Origin of the sequence: Amycolatopsis coloradensis, from assembly GCF_037997115.1 — a bacterium.
Lineage (GTDB): Bacteria > Actinomycetota > Actinomycetes > Mycobacteriales > Pseudonocardiaceae > Amycolatopsis > Amycolatopsis coloradensis_A.
On record NZ_CP150484.1, the window covers coordinates 6,147,801 to 6,166,593 of the forward strand.

At 65.9% G+C, this 18,793-nt stretch carries 20 protein-coding genes and 1 pseudogene; 15 read left to right on the forward strand and 6 right to left on the reverse strand.

What is annotated here, in order from left to right; genetic code table 11:
* From LCL61_RS28775 to LCL61_RS28820, 10 genes are all read left to right on the forward strand, one after another.
* Complete coding sequence (locus tag LCL61_RS28775; protein WP_340682642.1) at positions 1–1,176, forward strand: GNAT family N-acetyltransferase; 1,176 nt, start codon at positions 1–3, stop codon at positions 1,174–1,176.
* Positions 1,177–1,224: 48 nt separating this feature from the next.
* A complete protein-coding gene (locus LCL61_RS28780; RefSeq protein WP_340682643.1) occupies positions 1,225–2,229 on the forward strand; it encodes an ABC transporter ATP-binding protein in 1,005 nt (334 codons plus the stop codon).
* A complete protein-coding gene (locus LCL61_RS28785) occupies positions 2,165–2,830 on the forward strand; it encodes an ABC transporter permease (protein ID WP_340682644.1) in 666 nt (221 codons plus the stop codon). The genes LCL61_RS28780 and LCL61_RS28785 overlap by 65 nt, the downstream gene beginning before the upstream one ends.
* 67 nt (positions 2,831–2,897) lie before the next feature.
* Positions 2,898–4,421, forward strand: coding sequence for a Gfo/Idh/MocA family oxidoreductase (locus LCL61_RS28790; RefSeq protein ID WP_340682645.1), 1,524 nt, complete (start codon positions 2,898–2,900; stop codon positions 4,419–4,421).
* A complete protein-coding gene (locus LCL61_RS28795; protein ID WP_340682646.1) occupies positions 4,418–5,428 on the forward strand; it encodes a phosphotransferase family protein in 1,011 nt (336 codons plus the stop codon). The genes LCL61_RS28790 and LCL61_RS28795 overlap by 4 nt, the downstream gene beginning before the upstream one ends.
* Positions 5,429–6,724 (forward strand): hypothetical protein, encoded by a 1,296-nt coding sequence (locus tag LCL61_RS28800; protein WP_340682647.1) that lies wholly within the window; start codon positions 5,429–5,431, stop codon positions 6,722–6,724.
* 43 nt (positions 6,725–6,767) lie between these two features.
* Positions 6,768–7,436 carry a PIG-L family deacetylase gene (locus LCL61_RS28805; protein ID WP_340682648.1) on the forward strand — a complete coding sequence of 223 codons (669 nt, stop codon included), beginning with the start codon at positions 6,768–6,770 and terminating at the stop codon, positions 7,434–7,436.
* Complete coding sequence (locus tag LCL61_RS28810; RefSeq protein ID WP_340682649.1) at positions 7,430–8,422, forward strand: Ldh family oxidoreductase; 993 nt, start codon at positions 7,430–7,432, stop codon at positions 8,420–8,422. The genes LCL61_RS28805 and LCL61_RS28810 overlap by 7 nt, the downstream gene beginning before the upstream one ends.
* Positions 8,423–8,436: 14 nt before the next feature.
* Complete coding sequence (locus LCL61_RS28815; RefSeq protein ID WP_340682650.1) at positions 8,437–9,606, forward strand: LLM class flavin-dependent oxidoreductase; 1,170 nt, start codon at positions 8,437–8,439, stop codon at positions 9,604–9,606.
* Positions 9,603–10,115, forward strand: a complete 513-nt coding sequence (locus tag LCL61_RS28820; RefSeq protein WP_340682651.1) for a flavin reductase family protein — start codon at positions 9,603–9,605, stop codon at positions 10,113–10,115. The genes LCL61_RS28815 and LCL61_RS28820 overlap by 4 nt, the downstream gene beginning before the upstream one ends.
* 36 nt (positions 10,116–10,151) lie before the next feature.
* On the opposite strand, the gene LCL61_RS28825 is transcribed toward LCL61_RS28820, so the two are convergent.
* Positions 10,152–10,733 carry a tetratricopeptide repeat protein gene (locus tag LCL61_RS28825; RefSeq protein WP_340682652.1) on the reverse strand — a complete coding sequence of 194 codons (582 nt, stop codon included), beginning with the start codon at positions 10,731–10,733 and terminating at the stop codon, positions 10,152–10,154.
* Between the two features lie 144 nt (positions 10,734–10,877).
* On the opposite strand from LCL61_RS28825, the pseudogene LCL61_RS28830 reads away from it, so the two are divergent.
* The 3 genes and pseudogenes from LCL61_RS28830 to LCL61_RS28840 all read left to right on the forward strand — a co-directional run.
* Positions 10,878–11,314: pseudogene (locus LCL61_RS28830) on the forward strand (transposase); the annotation flags it as partial.
* A gap of 231 nt (positions 11,315–11,545) precedes the next feature.
* Positions 11,546–11,680 (forward strand): hypothetical protein, encoded by a 135-nt coding sequence (locus LCL61_RS28835; RefSeq protein WP_340682653.1) that lies wholly within the window; start codon positions 11,546–11,548, stop codon positions 11,678–11,680.
* A gap of 65 nt (positions 11,681–11,745) precedes the next feature.
* On the forward strand, positions 11,746–13,308 hold the full coding sequence (locus tag LCL61_RS28840; protein ID WP_340682654.1) for a tetratricopeptide repeat protein: 1,563 nt from the start codon (positions 11,746–11,748) through the stop codon (positions 13,306–13,308).
* A 115-nt stretch (positions 13,309–13,423) separates the two neighbouring features.
* Here the strand turns inward: LCL61_RS28840 and LCL61_RS28845 are convergent, their stop codons facing one another.
* The 3 genes from LCL61_RS28845 to LCL61_RS28855 are packed head-to-tail and all read right to left on the reverse strand — an operon-like array spanning position 13,424 to position 15,703.
* The gene (locus LCL61_RS28845) at positions 13,424–14,014 is read right to left on the reverse strand and encodes a hypothetical protein (protein ID WP_340682655.1); all 591 of its coding nucleotides are present in this window, start codon (positions 14,012–14,014) and stop codon (positions 13,424–13,426) included.
* Positions 14,011–14,406 carry a hypothetical protein gene (locus tag LCL61_RS28850; RefSeq protein WP_340682656.1) on the reverse strand — a complete coding sequence of 132 codons (396 nt, stop codon included), beginning with the start codon at positions 14,404–14,406 and terminating at the stop codon, positions 14,011–14,013. Before LCL61_RS28850 ends, LCL61_RS28845 begins: the two co-directional genes overlap by 4 nt.
* On the reverse strand, positions 14,399–15,703 hold the full coding sequence (locus tag LCL61_RS28855) for a pre-toxin TG domain-containing protein (RefSeq protein ID WP_340682657.1): 1,305 nt from the start codon (positions 15,701–15,703) through the stop codon (positions 14,399–14,401). The genes LCL61_RS28850 and LCL61_RS28855 overlap by 8 nt, the downstream gene beginning before the upstream one ends.
* A gap of 329 nt (positions 15,704–16,032) precedes the next feature.
* On the opposite strand from LCL61_RS28855, the gene LCL61_RS28860 reads away from it, so the two are divergent.
* A complete protein-coding gene (locus LCL61_RS28860; RefSeq protein ID WP_340682658.1) occupies positions 16,033–16,236 on the forward strand; it encodes a hypothetical protein in 204 nt (67 codons plus the stop codon).
* A gap of 357 nt (positions 16,237–16,593) precedes the next feature.
* Here the strand turns inward: LCL61_RS28860 and LCL61_RS28865 are convergent, their stop codons facing one another.
* Entirely contained in the window at positions 16,594–17,010 is a 417-nt protein-coding gene (locus LCL61_RS28865) for a hypothetical protein (RefSeq protein ID WP_340682659.1), read from the reverse strand.
* Positions 17,011–17,058: 48 nt separating this feature from the next.
* Between LCL61_RS28865 and LCL61_RS28870 the strand changes: the two genes are divergently transcribed.
* On the forward strand, positions 17,059–17,370 hold the full coding sequence (locus LCL61_RS28870) for a hypothetical protein (protein WP_340682660.1): 312 nt from the start codon (positions 17,059–17,061) through the stop codon (positions 17,368–17,370).
* Positions 17,371–17,488: 118 nt separating this feature from the next.
* Here LCL61_RS28870 and LCL61_RS28875 read toward each other — a convergent pair whose 3' ends face one another.
* Positions 17,489–18,247, reverse strand: a complete 759-nt coding sequence (locus tag LCL61_RS28875) for a TetR/AcrR family transcriptional regulator (RefSeq protein WP_340682661.1) — start codon at positions 18,245–18,247, stop codon at positions 17,489–17,491.
* Positions 18,248–18,793: the final 546 nt, after the last annotated feature.

Genomic DNA, 18,793 nt, shown 5'->3' on the forward strand with positions numbered 1-18,793 from the left:
ATGAGCGATCTCCTGATCAAGGAAGCGTCCGACGAAGAGTGGAACGAATTCCTCGTACTGGCACGGCGGAGCTACGGCTACGCCATCGAAGACGCGGACTATCTGCGGAATGTGGCCGACCGCCGGGTGGCGATTCAGTCCGGTACCGTGGTGGGCGGGGGTCTCGGAATGGTCGTCGGCCAGTTCTTCGGTGGCCAGGAGGTACCCTGCGCATTGCTGGCCGCGGGGTGCCTGGCGCCTGAGCTTCGCGGCAAGCGACTGGCCGTCCACGCACTCGGCGAGCGGCTGAAGTCACTCTACGACGCGGGTGCCGTAGCGGCGTGCGCCTGGACCCGGTCGAACGAGTACGGCCGGGCCCTCGGCTGGGAAGCGCCGTGCAGCGTCTATTCGTGGACTGTGCGAGCGGACGACCTCCGCCGGGCCTTTCCCCGGTACGACCACGACGTCACCTTCGGCCGGTCCTCGGACGGGGACAAGCTGATCAGCACGGTGACACGGCGATGGAACGGGGCGCTCGCCCGTCCGGACTGGTGGCCGGACTGGAAGACCGGACGTTTCGCGTTGAACACCTACGAGTTCCGAGATGGCGCAGGCGAGGTACGGGGTGTGCTGACGGTCTCGGGTGTGTCGAGAACCGGACGGACCGAACTCCACGTGCACGACTTCTTCGCGGAGGACGCGCACGTCGCGTCGAGCATGTTCGAGTTCCTCAGCCGGCACAACAGTCGTGCCGAATGGGTGGCGTTCAGACGAGCCTGCCTGCCTCCCACGCCGTTCCTCCTGCACAACCTCAGCCGGTACCGTGCCGAGGCCGAGGCCCACAACCCCTGGATGTTCCGGCTGCTGGACGTGCCTGCCGCGATCGGCAGGCGCGGATGGCCCACCTTCGTCAAGAAGGATCTCGTGCTCGAGATCGAAGGACTCGGAAACGAACCTCCGACCAGGTATCTCGTGGAGTTCGACCACGGCGAGGCGATGGCCTCCGTCACCCGGCATCCCGCCGACTTCACCCTGAGCTGGCGGCAGCTGTCCTGCTGGTTCGCCGGTGGGTACCGCTCGGCCGAGTCGGCCTTCCTCGACGGGGTCTCACCGGACGGGGCACGCTCCCGGGAAGCGATGGAGCAGTTCGTCGCGCTGACCAACACCCAAGAAGTCTGGCTACCTGATCAGTTCTGAGACTCGAAGAACCGATCCATGACAACGACCGAGATTCGGCTGGTTCGCATGAACGAAGTGCTCTACTCCGTACGAAACCTCACCAAGTCCTATCAGAAGCGCGTGGCGAACGACGGCCTGAGTTTCGATATCGTCCGAAGCGAGATCTTCGGCGTACTCGGCGACAACGGGGCGGGTAAATCGACCCTGGTGCGCCAGATGGCCGGGTTGACCACGCCGGATTCCGGTTCCATCGAACTCTTCGGCCGGGACATCCGCCGCAACCTGCCACAGCTACGCGAGACGGTCAGCTTCATGCCGCAGTCCAGTGAAGCCATGAACCGCCTCACCGTGAAGGAGGCGATCTACTACATCTCCCGGCTGAGGGGAGCCGGGAGAGCCGCGGCGCGCGCGGAGACGGGGTCCCAGATCGACGCGTGGAATCTGAGCGGATCGGCGGCCAAAGAGGCCGTGAAGCTCAGCGGAGGGCAACGACGGCTGCTTCAGCTGGCCATCGCCACCACCGGCAGGCTTCCCGTGCTCCTGCTGGACGAGCCGACGAACGATCTGGACCCGATCAACCGGGAACACGTCTGGGACCGGCTGAGCGCCATCAACCGCGAACTCGGGACCACGATCTTCTTCATCACGCACGACGCGCAGGAAGCCGAGAAGATCATCGACCGTGTCGCGATCATGCGTGACGGCCGGTTCCTCGCCATCGGCACGCCCGCGGAACTGAAGCGGGCACAAGAACGGCACGTCAAGGTCGAGTACCGCACCCGGTCGGCCGGCGGCGAACCGGTGTGGAAACGCTATACGACGACGGTCGACGACCTCCACGGCATCGTGGACTCGCTCGCCGACGAAGACGTGACAGATCTACTCGTGCGCACCGAAACGATCGAGGACTTGTACAAAGACTATGTACGGAATTCAGCGGTACGTGAACCAGTTGTCGATTCTCTTCCAGATGCAGCTGCGCAACTGGAGATGGACGTGGAAACCCATGCTCGTCATGGGGATCGCGACCCCCGCCTTGATCATCTTCGCGCTCAGCGCCATCTCGAATGACAAAGGCGGCAGCGGCGCGGTCTACATCGCGGGTGGCGCGATCACGCTCACACTGATGTTCCAGAACACCAATCGTGTCGCCCAGAACTTCGCCTACATGAAGGCGATGGGCACGCTCGACCTCTTCCGGACGATGCCGGTGGGCTTGAACGCGCTGACCTACGCCACGGTGACCGCGTTCTTCTTCCTGTCCCTGCCCGGCGTGGTCGCCACGGTGGTCGTGGCCCGGCTGTTCCTCGGCGTCGACCTGCACCTGAGCCTCGCGGCCGTTCCCGTGCTGTTGTTGTCCTCCTGGGCGTTGGCCGGCCTGGGTGCCGCCATCGGTGCGCTTTGCAGGACTCCTGAGACATCCAGTTCCGTCTCGCTCGCCATGTCGATGGCCCTGTTGTTCCTGGGCCCCGTCTACGTTCCGGCCGACCGCCTTCCCGAGTGGTTGAACGTGCTCGGTTACGCGAGCCCGTCGACCTACGCGACTTCGGCGATCCGTGCTTCTTTTTTCGGCTATCCGGCGGGAAGCATCTGGCTCGACATGGCGATGCTCTTCGTGTTCGGAGCCGTGTTCTCGGCATTCTCGAGGCGTGTCATGGCGAACCTCGGGTGACACGAAGACGCTGACGTGCCGGGGAGCACGTCGTCCGAAGTACGGCATTGACACTGGGGAGGCGCAGTTGAAGAACATCCTGCTGATCGGAGTCGGACCGCACGCGCGGCGCAACCACCTTCCTACGCTCCTGTCGGCCCGCGGTGCCGGTCTCGTGTCCACGGTGATCGGTGTGGACGTACACGAGGCGAGATCCACCATCGAATCTCATCGCGGCTTCACCGCGGACAACGCGGTCACCATGTACTACGTCGATTCGTTCCGCGCGTCAGAGGAGACGCTTCCACCCGCCGTTCGCACGGTGCTGGACCGGATCGTCCGAGAGCACGACATCGACGCGGTGTTCGTCTCGACCGAACCCTCGTTCCACATGGCGTACAGCAAATGGGCGCTCGATCACCCGCTGAGCGTCCTCCTCGACAAACCGCTCAGCGTGCGCCCCGGCAGTTCGACAGACCCCGCGAGCGCCGCGTTGATCCATACCGACTTCGACGACCTCTCGGACAGATACGCGCTGGCGCAGCGAGACAACGCGGACCTCATCGTGTCCGTGCAGTGCCAGCGGCGGTACCACCCCGCTTTCCTCCGCATCAAGGAACTCGTCTCCGAGGTGGCGGCGTTCACCAACTGCCCGGTGACGTCGGTGCAGTCTTTCCACAGCGACGGGCAGTGGCGGCTTCCCGACGAACTCCTGGACATCGGCTACCACTCGTTCGACCGCGGGTACGGGAAGATCGCCCACTCCGGCTACCACTTCTTCGACATAGTCCCGTGGCTGCTCGAAGCAGGTGAACGACCGGGGAAGACGATCGACCAGGTCGAGGTCCACGTCAACACGACGCGTCCCGCCGATCTGCTGGCACAGCTGACACATTCCGACTATCGACGGCTCTTTCCCGGCTTCGCCGACACGAGCCGTTACCCGGAGGACGAACTCCACCGTTCCATCGCCGATTTCGGCGAAGTGGACGCCTTCGTCTCACTCTGCTTCAAGACACAGGGGCGGGTCATGACGCTCGGGAGTATCAACCTCCTGCACAACGGCTTTTCGCAACGGGGCAACCTCGTCGCCAACAACAGCGACCTCTACAAGGGAAACGGCCGGGTGCGCCACGAGACGCACATCGTCGAACAGGGACCGTTCCAGGCGATCCACTTCCATTCCCTCCAATCGCTCGACGACGACCTCGCTCAGACGGGCACACACAGCATCGGCGAGAAGGGGCATGTCGCCGTGCATGTGTTCAGGAACAACACCTTCAATCCCCGGTGGCGAAGTCACCAGGCGTACGACTACGACGCGCTGAAAACGGCCGGCGACGGCGACCACTGCGGGGAGCCGTCCCAGTCCGCGAGCCGTCGGCGCGCAATCTACGAATTCCTCGAGTTCCTCAACGGCAAGCGCGAGCGCGCGACCATGGCCTCCGAACTGACCTCTCACCGGCGGAGCTCGGCTCTCATGGCGGCGACCTACCTCTCGGCCGCGCAGCAGTGGGCAGGCCGTTCGAACCTGGCCAGGGCCGACTTCCGGCGCACCCGCGATCAGCCGCCCGCCGCCGCCCACAGCCGCTTCCGCGAGGCACAGTTGTGAGCGGCGCGGACGTCGCGTCCGCCTCGTGGTCGCCGGTCGCGCGGGTCTCCCCCGCGATACCGGCGAGACTGGCGCCCGTATGCGCGGCCCACGTAGGCCAGGTCGAGGCGGTGCAGGAGTTGACCAGCGGCAATGTCAGCCACGTCTTCCGCGTCTCGGGCACGCGGGGCACGGTCGTGCTGAAGGCACGGACAGACCGGTTCGCCCGGATTCCCCACCTCGAGACCGATCCGGCCTTGATCGGGCTCGAGCGCCGCGCGATCGCTCTGCTGGGCTCCGCCGTCGCCGACGTCTTTCCCCGGATCCTGCACTACGATCCGGCGGTCCACGCGATGGTCCTGACCGACATCTTCCCTGACCGGCGGACCTACGAAGATCACCTGCTCGAGCGGCCCGCGACAGTGAGCGAAATGCGGTTGCTGGGCGACGCGCTGCGGCGCGTCCACCGGGCGACGCGGGTCATGACCGCTCCTCTGCGCGCAGACGGTGACACCGAGTTTCGCAACCTCACCTTCGCACTGTGCCTCGAGCAGCACGGGCACCCGGTACTCGGAGACCTCGCCGCCCGGCTCCGTGCCACTGCCGACCGACAGCTGATCCTCGGGGACCCGGCCCCGAAGAACATGAGCCTGACCGGCGGGCGAGTGGCGATCTGCGACCTCGACAACGTGCATCTCGGCTCCCCGTTGTACGACCTCGGTTATCTCACCGGCCACGTGGTCCTCCACCACGTTCAGCACACCGGGCGGACCGGTCACCTCGTCCGCTCGTTGCTGGACGCCTATCAAGGATCTGATCACTGGAGCGAGACGGAGGAGGAGACCGTGTCCGCCGTGGCGGGCGCGACGATCCTTTACCGCCTGTGGGACAAGAACGTCCCGTACCGCCTCACCCTGACGACGTGCGAACGGTCCGCTGTCGCCGAAGCGGTGTGGGACGTCCTGTCGTCTCCTTCCCTCGGACTCGCCGAGCTGATCGGCCGGACCGAGACCTCGTTGCGGAGATAGGTGACTGCCGTGCTGACAGTGGAGAAGTACGCCGAGCAGACCGCGGAACAGATTCTGCGTCTGCACGGCTACGCGGTGGACGACGTCCAAGCACTGGCGAGGAGCCAGGAGTGCTTCGCGGTCCGTACTCAAAGCCGGCGGATCGCGCTCGCGGACGGCCTCGAGTATCGCTCGTGGTGCGTCGAGCTGGGGCAGGATTCCTTCACCAACGTGTTCCAGCTCGCGGTCGACCTACGCGCGAACGACGTTCAGGCGATCAGCTCGGACCGAGGTTTCCCCCTGCGTGCGCGGCTGGACGGCGCGCGGCGGCTCGCGGCGGTGAGCGGGTCGTTCTCGTTCAGCTCCGATGACAAGGGCTATCAGCCCATCGAGCCGTGCCTGGACCTGTGCTGTCGCGAGGGCCGCCTCGTCAGCCTGTCGACGGCGACCAAGCCCGGGCTGATCGACCTCGCCGACGGCCTGTTCCTCGGACCGGTGCCCGCCGTGGGAACCCTGACCGTCGACGGGCGGCCGTTCACCTGGAGCGGTTCGAAGGACGGCCATCGGCAAGGGACGGTACCGGCGAACACTCTGACCGTGTTCGGCCCGGCCAACTGCCGTGTCGACTACGCGGCCGCGGCAAGGACCGGGTTCGTCCGCTATGTGGACCGCGCCGGCAATGTCACGCCGCTGAGGCACGCGGCGGTGGACTACACCGTGGGGTGGCGAGACGGCGACCTGGTCATCACGGGAAGGCGGCAGGGCGGCGGGGCCGACCTGTTCGGCAGCGCCTTCGTCTTGCGAGCGGGACTCGCCAGCGATCCACGGTTCCGGGTCGGCGCTCGCGTGCTCGTGCGGTCCGTCGGAGGCCACTCGGTGAAGGCGATGAGGTCGGCGGTCTCCATCGGGCCGAACGCCTACGACGCGACGCGGGAAGGAGCCCACGGCTACGACGAATCCCTCGGGGTGTCCCCGTTCCGGCCCGTGCGCTACGCGCGCACTCTCGTCCATCAGGACGGCGGCCGTCTGTGTTTCCGGGTCTTCGACGGCGCGCCGCTGACCCACGTCTTCCGCGGAGTGACCCCCGCGGAAGTCGTCGGACTGTACGAACGGGACGGTATCGACCCCGCGCGGGTCTATCACCTCGACGGCGGCCAATCGTCCAAAATGGTCTTCAACCGGGCAGGCGCGATCACCGTCGCCGGAAGCCTGCACTACCTCCGGTGGCCGCGCCACGCGTCCCAGCCGTTCACCTGGCACGGAATCGACGGCCGCGAGCTGAACAGCTGTTTCTTGGTCAGCGCAAGGCCGGCGTAACTCACCCGCAGGCGCAGACAATCGATCCCGCAGGAGGATCCCGATGAAGAAAGTCCTAGTGATCGTCGCCCATCCCGACGACGCAGAGATCGGTATGGGGATGAGGATCCACTGGTACTCGGCGAACGGTGCCGACGTCGACGTCCATTGCCTGTCCCGTGGGTCCGCGTCCCCCGGCGGCCCGTCACCCAGGGGCGACGAGTGTCTGCGGGCCGGAAAAGTCCTCGGTGTCAGGTCGTACACGTTCTCGGACATCCCCGACTCTCGCTTCACCGGCAACCGGGGAGCGATCAACGCCGAACTGTTTCGGGTGATCAGGGAATCACGCCCTGATGTGGTGTACACCCACTACCCGGACGACCAGCACCTGGATCACTCGGTGGCCGGTGCGGAAGTCACCGCCGTCGCACAACGGGAAGTGTACGAGCTGAGCTACTTCCGCTCCCCCTACAGCGTGCGATTCGAACCGAACCTCTTCTTCCTCGCCAGCCGCGAATCACTGGACGCGAAACAGGAGGCTCTCACCTGCTTCGGCTCGCAGAAGCAACTCGACATGGAGCTGTTCGCACGGCTTTCGCGATGTGCGCACAGGCAACATCTCCACCATCGCGTGGTTGAACGCTTCACGCCCGAGGCGATTGCGGCGGAGCAGTTCGTCATCCAGCGCCGCATCGAGTTCGGGCTCGCCGAGGAAGGAGATGCGCGGTGCTGATCGAGCTGGACGAGATCAGATCGCTGATGATCCGCACCTGTGAAAGGTCCGGTGTCCCCGCCTCTCAGGTGGAATTGGTCGTGGGCCACTACCTCGACGGAGAGCTGCGAGGGAAGAAGACCCACGGGCTGGCGAAGTTCTGCTTCGAATCGCAGTACTTCCACGAACGCCAAGGGCCGCCGGAGATCACCCACGACCGGAAAGCGATCACCGTCGTGAACGCACGGCGGGAAGTGGGCCCGATCAGCGCCGCGTTCGCAACCGACATCGCCGTGCGCAAAGCTCGCCGGTTCGGTGTCGGGATGGTCGGTGTCGTCAACTCGCAGAGGTACGGGATCCTGGCCACCTGGACCGAAAGGATGGCAGGCGAAGGTTGCGTCGGCGTCGCGATGAACACCTCCACCGCCGACGTCACGCTCCCGGGAGCGGGTGAGGGTTTCCTTGGCGTCAACCCGCTGAGTTTCGCCGTTCCCACCGCGGACGAGCCACTCGTGGCGGACATGTCGACGACCAAGGCACCCATGGGACTGCTGTGGGAGGCCCGGCGCGGCGGGCAGGCTCTCCCGCCCGGATGCTTCGTCGACCGCGACGGCCACTACACCCTCGACCCGGACGACGCGGTCTCGGCGGTGATGTTCGGTGAGCACAAGGGATTCGCCATCTCCCTGCTCGTCCAGTTGCTGACCGGGTCGATCTTCGGATTCCCTATGGGCACCGAAGTCGACTCGATATGGCGGACCGGGTATACCTTTCTGGCTCTCGATCCCGCTTTCGGCGGCGCGGCCGCGGATTTCGTCTCCGCCAACTCACGACTGGTCGAATCGATCGAAAACGTACGGACGACGAACGGTTCGGGGCTTCGCCTGTTCTCCCGCAACGGGCTCAAGGCGAGGAACGACGCCATCCGCGTCGGCCTGCTGGAAGTCTCTGATTCGGTGCTGGAGCGACTTCGCTCGTGTGCATCCGGAGACCACAGGGAACACTGATTCGAGGAGAAAGAATGGGATTGCGTTTCCACTGGTTTCTTCCCACCGCGGCCGACGGGAGGTCACTCGCCGTCGGAACGCGGGGAACACAGGGGCCGGACGGCCGTGACTCCACCTCGCCCTCGTGCGGGGCCGACCGCTTCCGCGCCCCTGACATCGACTACATGACGCAGGTCGCGCAGGCCGCGGAACGTCAGGGGTTCGATGCGATCCTGACACCGACCGGCACCTGGTGCGAGGACGCGTGGCTGATCACCGCGGCCTTGCTGCGAGCCACCGAGCGCCTGAAATTCCTGGTCGCTTTCCGGCCCGGCCTCATGTCGCCGACCTTGCTGGCCCAGATGGCCGCTACCTACCAACGGATTTCGCGTGGACGGCTTCTGCTGAACGTGGTGACCGGGGGCGAGCAGGACGAGCAAGCACGCTTCGGTGACCATCTCTCGAAGAACGAGCGCTACGCCAGGACAGACGAGTTCCTGACCGTGGTCCGGGGCGCGTGGAGCGGCACGCCGTTCGACTTCAAAGGCAAGTACTACGACGTCCACGGAGCGACGGTGTCCCAGCCACCCTCGCCGCTTCCCGAGTTCTACTTCGGCGGCTCGTCGGACGGTGCGGGCCCGGTGGCGGCGCGCCACGTCCAGACTTATCTGACCTGGGGTGAATCCCCTTCCGCCGTGGCGCACAAACTGTCGTGGATCCGGAAGCTGGCAGCGGCGGAAGGACGCCGGATCCGGTTCGGGATCAGATTTCACGTGATCACCCGAGACACCTCGGCCGAGGCCTGGGCGGCGGCGGAACGCCTCATCGACGGTCTGAACGGCAACGAGATCGACCGCGTCCAGCGAATGCTCAGCCGGAGCCAGTCCACGAGCCAGGCCCGGATGTCCGAGCTCCACGCCTCGTTCCGCGGCTCGGGAAACCACCGGGAACTCGAAATCCATCCCAACGTCTGGGCAGGCGTCGGCCTGATGCGCGGCGGTGCGGGGACCGCGCTCGTCGGAAGCCACACCGAAGTCGCCGATCGGATCGAGGAGTACGCCGCACTCGGCATCGAGGAGTTCATCGTCTCCGGTTTCCCCCACTTGGAGGAGGCGTACTGGTTCGGTGAGGGCGTGCTTCCGGAGCTCCGGCGGCGGAAGCCGGCGCCGGCACACCACGAACTCGGACGGCCGGCGATGGCATGACGACAGCGGCGGACCTCCTGCCTGTCGAGCACATCGACGGCAGCGGCTTACGAACCACGTTCGGGTGTTTCCCGACCGGTGTCACCGTCTTGTGCGCGCTGGGAGAGAGTGGTCCCGACGGTATGGCGGTGAGCGCGTTCACCCCTGCTTCGCTGGAACCTCCTTTGGCTTCGGTCTGTGTACAGCAGTCCTCCGCCACTTGGCCCCGGATCCGGCGGCAAGCGCATCGCGGCGTCAGTATCCTCGCGGACGGTCAGGAAAACGTGTGCCGCTCTCTGGCGGCCAGGGCGGCGGATCGGTTCGCCGGCGTCGCCTGGGTGTCATCGGATACCGGCGCCGTCTTCGTGGAGGGGGCGGTCTCGTGGCTGGATTGCGTGGTGCACGACGAGGTCGAGGCCGGTGACCATATCATCGCCCTGCTTCGGATCCGGCGGCTCCGGTCGACACACGACGCACCTCCGCTCGTGTTCCACCGGAGCCGGTTCCGAAGCCTGACCGATCAGCGGTAGGCACTCCGGACACGGCACACTTGGCCCTGGGATCGTTCACAGCCGGGTCGCCGGAAGGTGGCTGGATCGTTCCCAAGCGTCGTCGGCCTTCGTGGGTTCGCCCATCACCTGGCAGGAGTCGCCCAGCTCGCGGAAGAGTTCGGGCCCCAGTCCCACACTGGCGGGCCGGTCCCGGCGCACGGTCGCCACGAGCACCGCCAGCGCACGTTCGAACTCGGCGCCGGGGCAGACGAACCGGAACAGCGCGCCGACCGCCATCGAACCGGTCGGCTCGGGACCGCGGTCCTTCGCCAGCCGCAGGGCTTCGTCGAGCAGGGATGGGGCGCGCACGTCACCCTGGCGGGTGTAACCGCAGGCGAGGTGGACGAGCGTCATCGCCTGGGGCGCCCGGTGGCCGAGAGCGCGGAACAGCGCCAATGCCCGTTCGAACGCGGCGACCGCGTCGCCGGTCCTGTCTTGGGTGCTGAGCACCGAGCCTTCGAGCAGCCAGGCGAAGGCCTCGCTCGGCTCGTCCCCGAGCCGCCGGGCCAGTTCCCTTGCCCGGTGCGGGCACGGTGCGACCTCGTCGAGCCTTCCGGCGTCACTGTGGATGAGCGCCATCAGGATCAACGCGCTCACGGTGCTCACCCATGCTTTCGCCACCCGCTGCCTCGACCGCCTCCCGCAAGCACTCCATCGCTTCGTCCGATCGCTCGGCGAGCCGGGGTGCGGCGCCGCGCAGCCGCGGCGCCGGCCGGCGAGCAGGAGCGGCTGGTGGCGGCGATGGTCGCTCAGGCGCAAGAGCAGGGCATGGCGTTGACCAGCCCGGACGGGCTGCTCAAGCAGCTGACGAAGGCTGTGCTGAAGACCGCGCTGAACGCGGAGATGACCGAGCACCTCGGCCACGCCAACTTGCCGATCAGCCGGGCCGGGATGGCACCAATGTGCGTAATGGGTCCCGGACGAAGACGGTGGTGTCGGACGCGGTCGGTGAGGTTGAGGTTGTGGTGCCGCGGGATCGGGAAGGTAGTTATGAGCCGGTCATCATGAAGAAGCGGCAGCGGCGGCCGGGCAGTGTCGATGAGATCGTGTTGTCGTTGTATGCGAAGGGTTTGACGACCGGCGAGATTTCGGCACATTTTGCCGAGCTTTACGGTGCTGAGCTTCCCCTCGGAGCGTGGAGTCCTCCATGCTCCAGGGGGAAGCTCACGGCATGGCAAGAGGGCGACTGCTGCGTCAAGCACCGAAGACATTCAATTTCGGGCACCTGCTACGTCTCCGGCGCTTCACTCACTTGAAAACAGATCGTTCCCTCGCGATGGTTTCGGAATGCTCCGCGCCGCAGCCGAAACGGGCAGGACACGTCGGCCGGGGATGAGAGCGACACTGTGGGGCGGCGTGAGCTCACCGCTGCGCTGGCCGCGGCCGGCGCTGGGGACGATGAGGAGCTGGTGGCGACGGCGCTGAAGGTGCTGGAGCTGACCGATCCCGACGGGGCCCAGGCGGGTAAGTACCGGGTCTTGTTGCATGGCAACAAGGGTGTGCAGGTGGGTGACCACAACACCCAGACCAACACGTTCCACTGACCCGGCCCTCGATGCCCACCCACCAGTCGTCCCCGCATCCGGAACCTCCCGATCCCGTCGGCTTGGTGCCGCCTGTGCATGCGGTGGACAACAGCCGGGGCGTGCAGGCCGGCGACAACAATATCCAGCACAACTACACCACCGTCACGCACGCTCCGCTGCCCGCGATCGAGTCGGTGCCCGCGGTGCCGAGCCTGTCCCGGATCCCTCTCGACACAGCCCTGTTCGTGGGCCGCTCCGATGAACTGGACCAGCTCGACGAAGTGCTGAACGAATCCGGGCGAGCGACAGTAGTCGCGGTGCACGGTCTGGGCGGGGCGGGCAAGAGCACCCTGGCGGCCCGGTTCGCACACCAGCATGCAGGCCGTTTCGGATTTCGGTGGTGGATCACCGCGGATTCCCCTACCGCGATCGACACCGGCCTCGCCGAACTCGCCGAAACCCTCCAGCCCGCCACCAGAGAACTTCCCGTGGAGCAGCGCAGTGCACTGGGGGTGCGGTGGCTGGCAACCCATGAGGACTGGCTGCTGGTGCTGGACAATGTGACCAGTCCGCAGGATGTGGCGGGGTTGCTGGGGCGGGTGCGGACGGGCACGGTGGTGATCACCAGTCGTCAGCGCTCGGGGTGGCGGGCGGTGGAGACGGTGCCGCTGGACGTGCTCACCGACGACGAAGCGGTGCGGTTACTGGCACGGATCGTGCGCTCGGAATGGCCCGAAGCGGACCTGACCGGCGCGGACCAGTTGTGTGGCGAACTGGGGTGTCTGCCACTGGCGGTCGAGCAAGCGGGCGCCTATCTGGCGCAGACCCGGACCAGCCCGGCCGCCTATCTTGACTTGCTGGCGCGGTTTCCGGTCCGGATGTTCACCGCGACGGCGGAGGGCGGTGACGCGCAGCGGACGATGGCGAGGGTCTGGCACGTCACCCTCGACCACCTGACCGACACCCCAGCCGCGGGGCAGGTGCTGCGGCAGCTGGCCTGGTACGCCCCGGACGGCATCCCCCGGAACCTGCTGGCCGGCGTCGTCGAGGAACCGGAGCTGTCCGAGGCGCTGGGCCGCCTGGCCGCCTACAGCATGATCACCCTGACCGCCGATACCGTGGCCGTGCATCGCGTGGTTCAGGCGGTTACCCGCACACCCGACCCGGCCGACCCGCACCGGCAGCCCGCCGACATCGCCACCGCCCGCGACAGCACCGCGACCCTTCTCGCCTCCACCATCGACGGCCTGGATCCACTCACCCCCGCGGACTGGCCTGCCTATCGGACGGTCCTGCCCCACGCACGGGCTCTGCTGGAACGCACCACCCCTGACACCGACACTACGCAGACCAGCTTCCTGCTCAACGAGCTGGGTCGCTACCTTGCAGGGCAGGGCGATGTCGGCACCGCCATTGGCTACGACACCCGCGCCTGCGACAGCTTCCAACGCCTCAACGGCCCCGACCACCCCGACACACTGAGCTCACTCAACAACCTGGCGGCCGCCTACGACTCGGCGGGTGAGCTGGCCCAGGCGATCCCCTTGTACAAGGCCACCCTCATCGACAGCGAGCGAGTGCTAGGCCCCGACCACCCGATAACCAGGACCATCCGATCGAACCTCGATAGGGCGCGATCGACCTGACCGACACCGCGCGTCGTTCCGCAAGCCGCCGGTCGTGGTGCCACGTCCGCTCATCGGCATGAGCGCGCCTTCGCGCAGGCGCCCGGCAGCGGCAGACGAGTGCGTTCACCCTCGTTTAGTGAAGACCAGCAACGTTTCGAACGGGGCTACCAGCACCGGGTCGAGGTCGCCACCGACCGACTTCGACCTTGGCGCACGCCTCAGCCGCGGCCTTCACCTGGTCCCGCGCCACCTCGTGCCGCGTGCCCTTCCCGGCCATCAGCCCGCCGGGCTCCCCGAACGCGCTGCCGAGTTCCCGGCCGGCCTGTTCCATCGCCTCTTTCGCCGACGTGTCCTCCCGCTCCAGATAGTTCGCGGCGGCGATCAGGTACTCCCCCACCTCCACCACCTGGTTCGCGGTCGTATCGAGGATGCCGACCAGATCGTCACGGACCAGGCTCCAGTTCGGCCACGACCCGGTCGTGCTGAAACCGATCCCCCTGCCCCCGTTCAGCTCCGGGCGTTCCCATGTCGAACTCGTGGAATAGACGTCGCGCACTCCGCGGGAGGCGGCGCGCAGTTCCTCCACGAGTTCGTCCGCGAACATCTTCCCCGCGTCGCGAAGGCGCTCGAACTCGACGCTGATGTCGACGTCTCCGGGCTCTTCCGGGTGGGCTCTGGTCAGGCCCGGTTGCGCCAGACCCGGTTGCGCGCACATGACGCTCATTGGGCCCGCTGGTCTCCTTTCGGGGTGTTCGACAGCCAGCACAGGCTCCCCTGAGGTGACCAATCGACTGCCTGGCAGTCGCGGATGACCCGCTCCACAGTGTCCTCGATGGACGACGTCCACGGCTCAAACCCCGTGTCGCCGATGTCTCCCACGATCATCAGGCCTTCGCGGAGCAGGTAGTCGAGCACGGTGGCGAAGAATCCCGCGAAGCGGTCGCTGTCCTCGGGGACGACCTGGATGGCGTTCCAGATCAGGGTGTCGACCGGGACCCAGTCGTCGAGCCCGTCGTCAAGGGTCGGTGCCACGGCTCGTTCGATCTCGAACAGTTCCGGGGTGGGGGCCACGGCCAGTTCGATCTCACGCAGTTCCCGCGCCCGCGCGTCATCCATCGAGATGCACCCTCAATGCATTCTTACCGCTTGGGAAGATGTCGATTGTCTCGCCACCCGTCTTGGACGTCTGGCGCCACTGCATCGTGGTGCCGTCTTGCAGCGTGAACACGTCGGGAATCTTATCTCCCCGGCCCGGAAGCCGCTGCGCGCCTGCGGTCCAGTGGTCGAACAGTGTCCGCAGGTCGGCGACGGCCGACACAGTTTTGACGCCGCTGTTCTTGCCTTGGGGCAGCGCATCGAACGAAGCACGCCAATCTTTGGCACCGTTTTTCGCCGCGAGTTCGATCGCGCGCGAGACCTTGGTCGCTCGTTCTGCGGCGAGGAGCTTCTTGAGTGCGCCACCGGCCACCGGGACAGCGGCCATGCCATAGAGGGCGCGTTCGAACCCATCGAGTTCCTGCTGGGTGAACGCGTCCTTCCCTACGATTGCCTCGACCGCGCTCTTCATGCTGCCGACCCCGGGAATGAAGTCCGTCACCGTCGACAGGACCGCCGCGACGTCCGGGTTGAGCGAGCCCGACTGAGTCGGGTGGCCGAAGGCCTCGTCGAAGTCGAACTTGATGCCCTTCAGTGACAACCCACCCACCGGCATCCACGGCGTGGACGTGAACTTGTCCAGGGTCCGGTTCGCCTCGGCGAGGATCTTGCTCGCCGACTCCAGATCACGCTTGGCTCCGGCGAAATCGCGGTCGGCTTTGGCCATGCCGGCGCGGATCTGGACGGCGCTCTCGTTCAGCTGAGCTGCGGCCAGCGCGATACCGGCCGCGGTGGCTTCCAAGCCGCGGTTGTTGGCTTCCAGCGCGGCCACGTCGACGTGGATGTCCAGCTCCGGGAATGCTTTGACCTGCGCAATGGCGTCTTTGGCGATCGCGACCAGTTTGGGCAGCGACTTCACCACCACCGTCGTCGCGACCACCGTGTCGCGCACCTGCTGCAGTGACTCGTCGAGCTGGTCGAGGGCCTGATCCACCTGGGCGGCGTCTCCGGAGTCGATAGCCTTACCGACCGTCTCCAAGGTCTGGGTGGCCTGCTCGAGCGCGTGCCCGGCGACCTGGTCGATGCCCTGGCGCAGGTGCCCGAGCACCAGGGCGCCCAGTTCGGTGCGGGCGAGCGACTTGCCCACGGCAAGCGCCGCCTTGGCCCGGTCGGCGGCCTTGCACACCGACAGCTCCGGATGCCGGTCGCAGATGCCGGCGGCCTGGGCAGGGGCGGGTATCGCCACTAGCATCGTGACGATCGCGGCGATGAGGCCGACGATGCCCCCTCGATGCCTGGCCTGAGCACGAAAACGCACTGTTCTCCTTTGATTCCTGATCAGCGGAGAAGACGGTAAGACACGTCCACGGAAGCCCGGCGGCCAACTGGACGATTTGTGTCGGCGGGCACAAGTATGTAACGGAAAGCCAAGCGGCGGGCGTTGTGAATGAAATGCAACAAATCTCGCTTGAAGAGCGCTGGACCTGAGCTCGTTTCCCCGCAATGCAAGCAGTTGGAGAAGTTCCGGGCACATTCGCTGCCGGGGTTCAGGCTGCTTTCGTTGGCGAGTCTGAGACAAGAGAAGGACGACGGGAGCTGGAGGCGGGCGACCTGGCCGAGGCCGCTTCGCAAGGGCGAGTAGCCCCGGTGATCGACAACACGGACACCGCCGAATCCCTCGCCCAAGTGGGCGAGGAACCGGTGATGCTGCTCCTGATCGAGCTGTATCTGCGGATGAACCGGCCGAACCTGGCCCTGGCCTGTGCGTCATCGCCGCCGAAGGATGGACGATCGAGCAAACCGGCCCCCTTGGACCGTGTCCGGAAGATGCTCAGCTCCGAACACGGCTGATGAGCAACATCGTCCGCGCCACCCTCCGGCGACTCCCACATTCCGGCGGACAGAACAAGGTGTCGCGTACCCGAAGTCGAAACCGGACCGACGCCGACAAGTCGTTCGAATCAGCTGTCATGTTGCTCCCTGCCGCAGGTGAGCTGCTCGACGACCTTCAGAGCTACACCTCAGCGTCAACTCGCCGCTTGCTCATTGACGGCGCGTCGCGGACTCCCACTCGAACGGCCCAGCGGGCGTGGAAGAATGGTCAATCCCAGTTTCATGGCACTAGCTAGTGCCACTTCAGTGCCGAGATCTTCGGGAAAGTGTCATCGATTTTGAGACCCTACAGACAAGTCCGATACTGGGCGTCGGCTATCGGAAGTCACGCGATGTTGTGGCGAGTCCGCGGAGGTCGAGGGGTTCGAAGTGGTCAGCGGAGAGGCTGGTGACGCCGTGGTGGAATCGGACGAACTCCGTGGGCCAGGAGTGCGGGTGAGCTGCGCACGGTCTTGTCTCGCGGTCCCAGAGGCGTTGCGTGACGACGGTGTTGAGCATGCCGGTTTCGTCTTCGAGGTTGAGGAAGGTGATGCCGCCGGCGGTGGCGGGGCGTTGGCGGTGGGTGACGGCTCCGGCGACCGAGGTCGTGGCGCCGTTCCCCGCGCCGGTCACAGCGGCGGTGGTGAGCGCGTTGCGGCCGTTGAGATACTCGCGCAGGTAGTGCATGGGGTGTTCGTCCGGGGAGATGCCGATTGCCCAGAGGTCGGCGGCGGTGATCTCGAGCGCGGTCATGCCGGGTAGGGCGGGGGCGTCGAGGCCGCCGCTCTCGCAGGCGCTCTGATGCTTGCTTCCATCCTCGGCATCATCGCCGGAAGCGTCCCCGCAGGAGACACGGGGAGAGCTGTCGCGGCACCCATCTCCGCGACAGCTCCGCCTGGCACCACCTGCTCGCTCGTCGAACGCATCGGACTCGGCCTGGATCGAGGCCTCCCGTTGGCCAGCAGCGGAATCCGCACTCGCTGCGACCTGGACACTTACACGTTCGCAGGGCAATTCTTCACCGCGATCTTATGGCTGATCCAGTTCGTCATCTGGGGTCTGGCAACGCTCGCCATCGCTGGCTACACCGGTCTGATCCGACGACTCTCATGACCCCTGCCAGGCCAGCGTCGACCTCGACCCGGTACATCTGCCGCGCGCACGGTCACCCCGTCGCTCGCGGGCGCCGTAGGCTGCATTTGAACGCTCACGAGGTCTGCGCGCTACATCCCTACGTGTTCGGCGACCGGTCCGACTTCTGGAGGTTCAGGTATTCGACCAGCTTGGCGAGTTGGTCGGCGTAGCGCTCGACGAACTCAGGGGACTCCGGATCGATCTCTAATAGCCCCTCGATGATGCGCGGCAACGTCACGGGTGCCATCGCGGCGGCCATCACCATTACCGTCAGGCACCCCGAATCGACCCAATCCGGCAACTTCCCGGACTCCCGCAGCTGGGTAACGTGCTCCACCGTCCCATCCAAACGCCTCATCCAGGACGTATGGCCTGGGTCGCTCTGTGGGCCGTCGTACTCCAACCCTGACCAAACCAGCAGCCGCATGTCATCTCGACTGGAAAGGGCCTCCAGTACGTAGCGGTGCAACTGCTCCGACAACGGCACCCCCGGCGGCATCAACTCACTCTGTCGCCGCCCCAATCTCTCCGACATCGCCTGATACAGGCCCTCTTTGCCCCCGAAGTAATACGAAATCAGCTGCTGGTTAACGCCGGCACGTGCCGAAATCGCAGCGATCCGCGCACCCGCGTACCCGTGCGCCGCGAACTCCACCACAGCCGCATCCAGGATCGACCGGCGCGTGCGGTCCGCATCCCGCCGCCGCTCTTGTGGCTTCGGCGACCGGCGAGGCTTCGAATCGGTCACAACCGCGACTATACATGCGCAAAAAGACTTGCCAAATCGATCGGCGAAATAGATCAGAAGGTTGACACAGTCGGTCATTGCTCCGTCGACCACGACCAGAAACGCCACTGGCCTCGCACCGCCCATCGACGACATGCCGACGCACTCCGAACCACGAAAGATCCCCCGAACACACCGCCGTCCAGGTAACAGCCGTGAGAAGAAGCGCCTTCGCTCCGCCGACGCACATGCGAGTATATGCGCACACAACCCGTCCTTGGCCGCCTTCGCGAGAGGGCATGGTGACAGAAGAACACGAACGAGACCGAATGCCGACCTTAATCAGAATTCACGAATTCACCGAGTGGCGTCAGCCGTACGGACAACCCGCGCGCGTCCGACAGTCCACAGCCGGACGTGCCGCGCTGTCACAGAACCATAACCTCACGGAAACATCGATGACAGACGGGTGAAGCTGCGGATTCGACTACGCGACGGCTGCGCCGCCAGGGAAAACATTGTGATCAACGCACGTACCACGCTTTTCCGGATCCGCCAATCACTGAGGAAACCGAAGGCCGGCCACACCTTATCGGCTTCCTTGACACAGTGATCCTTTCCACTATATTATCCAGCCACGGCATGATATGCGTGGAACACGCAAACTGCTACCCT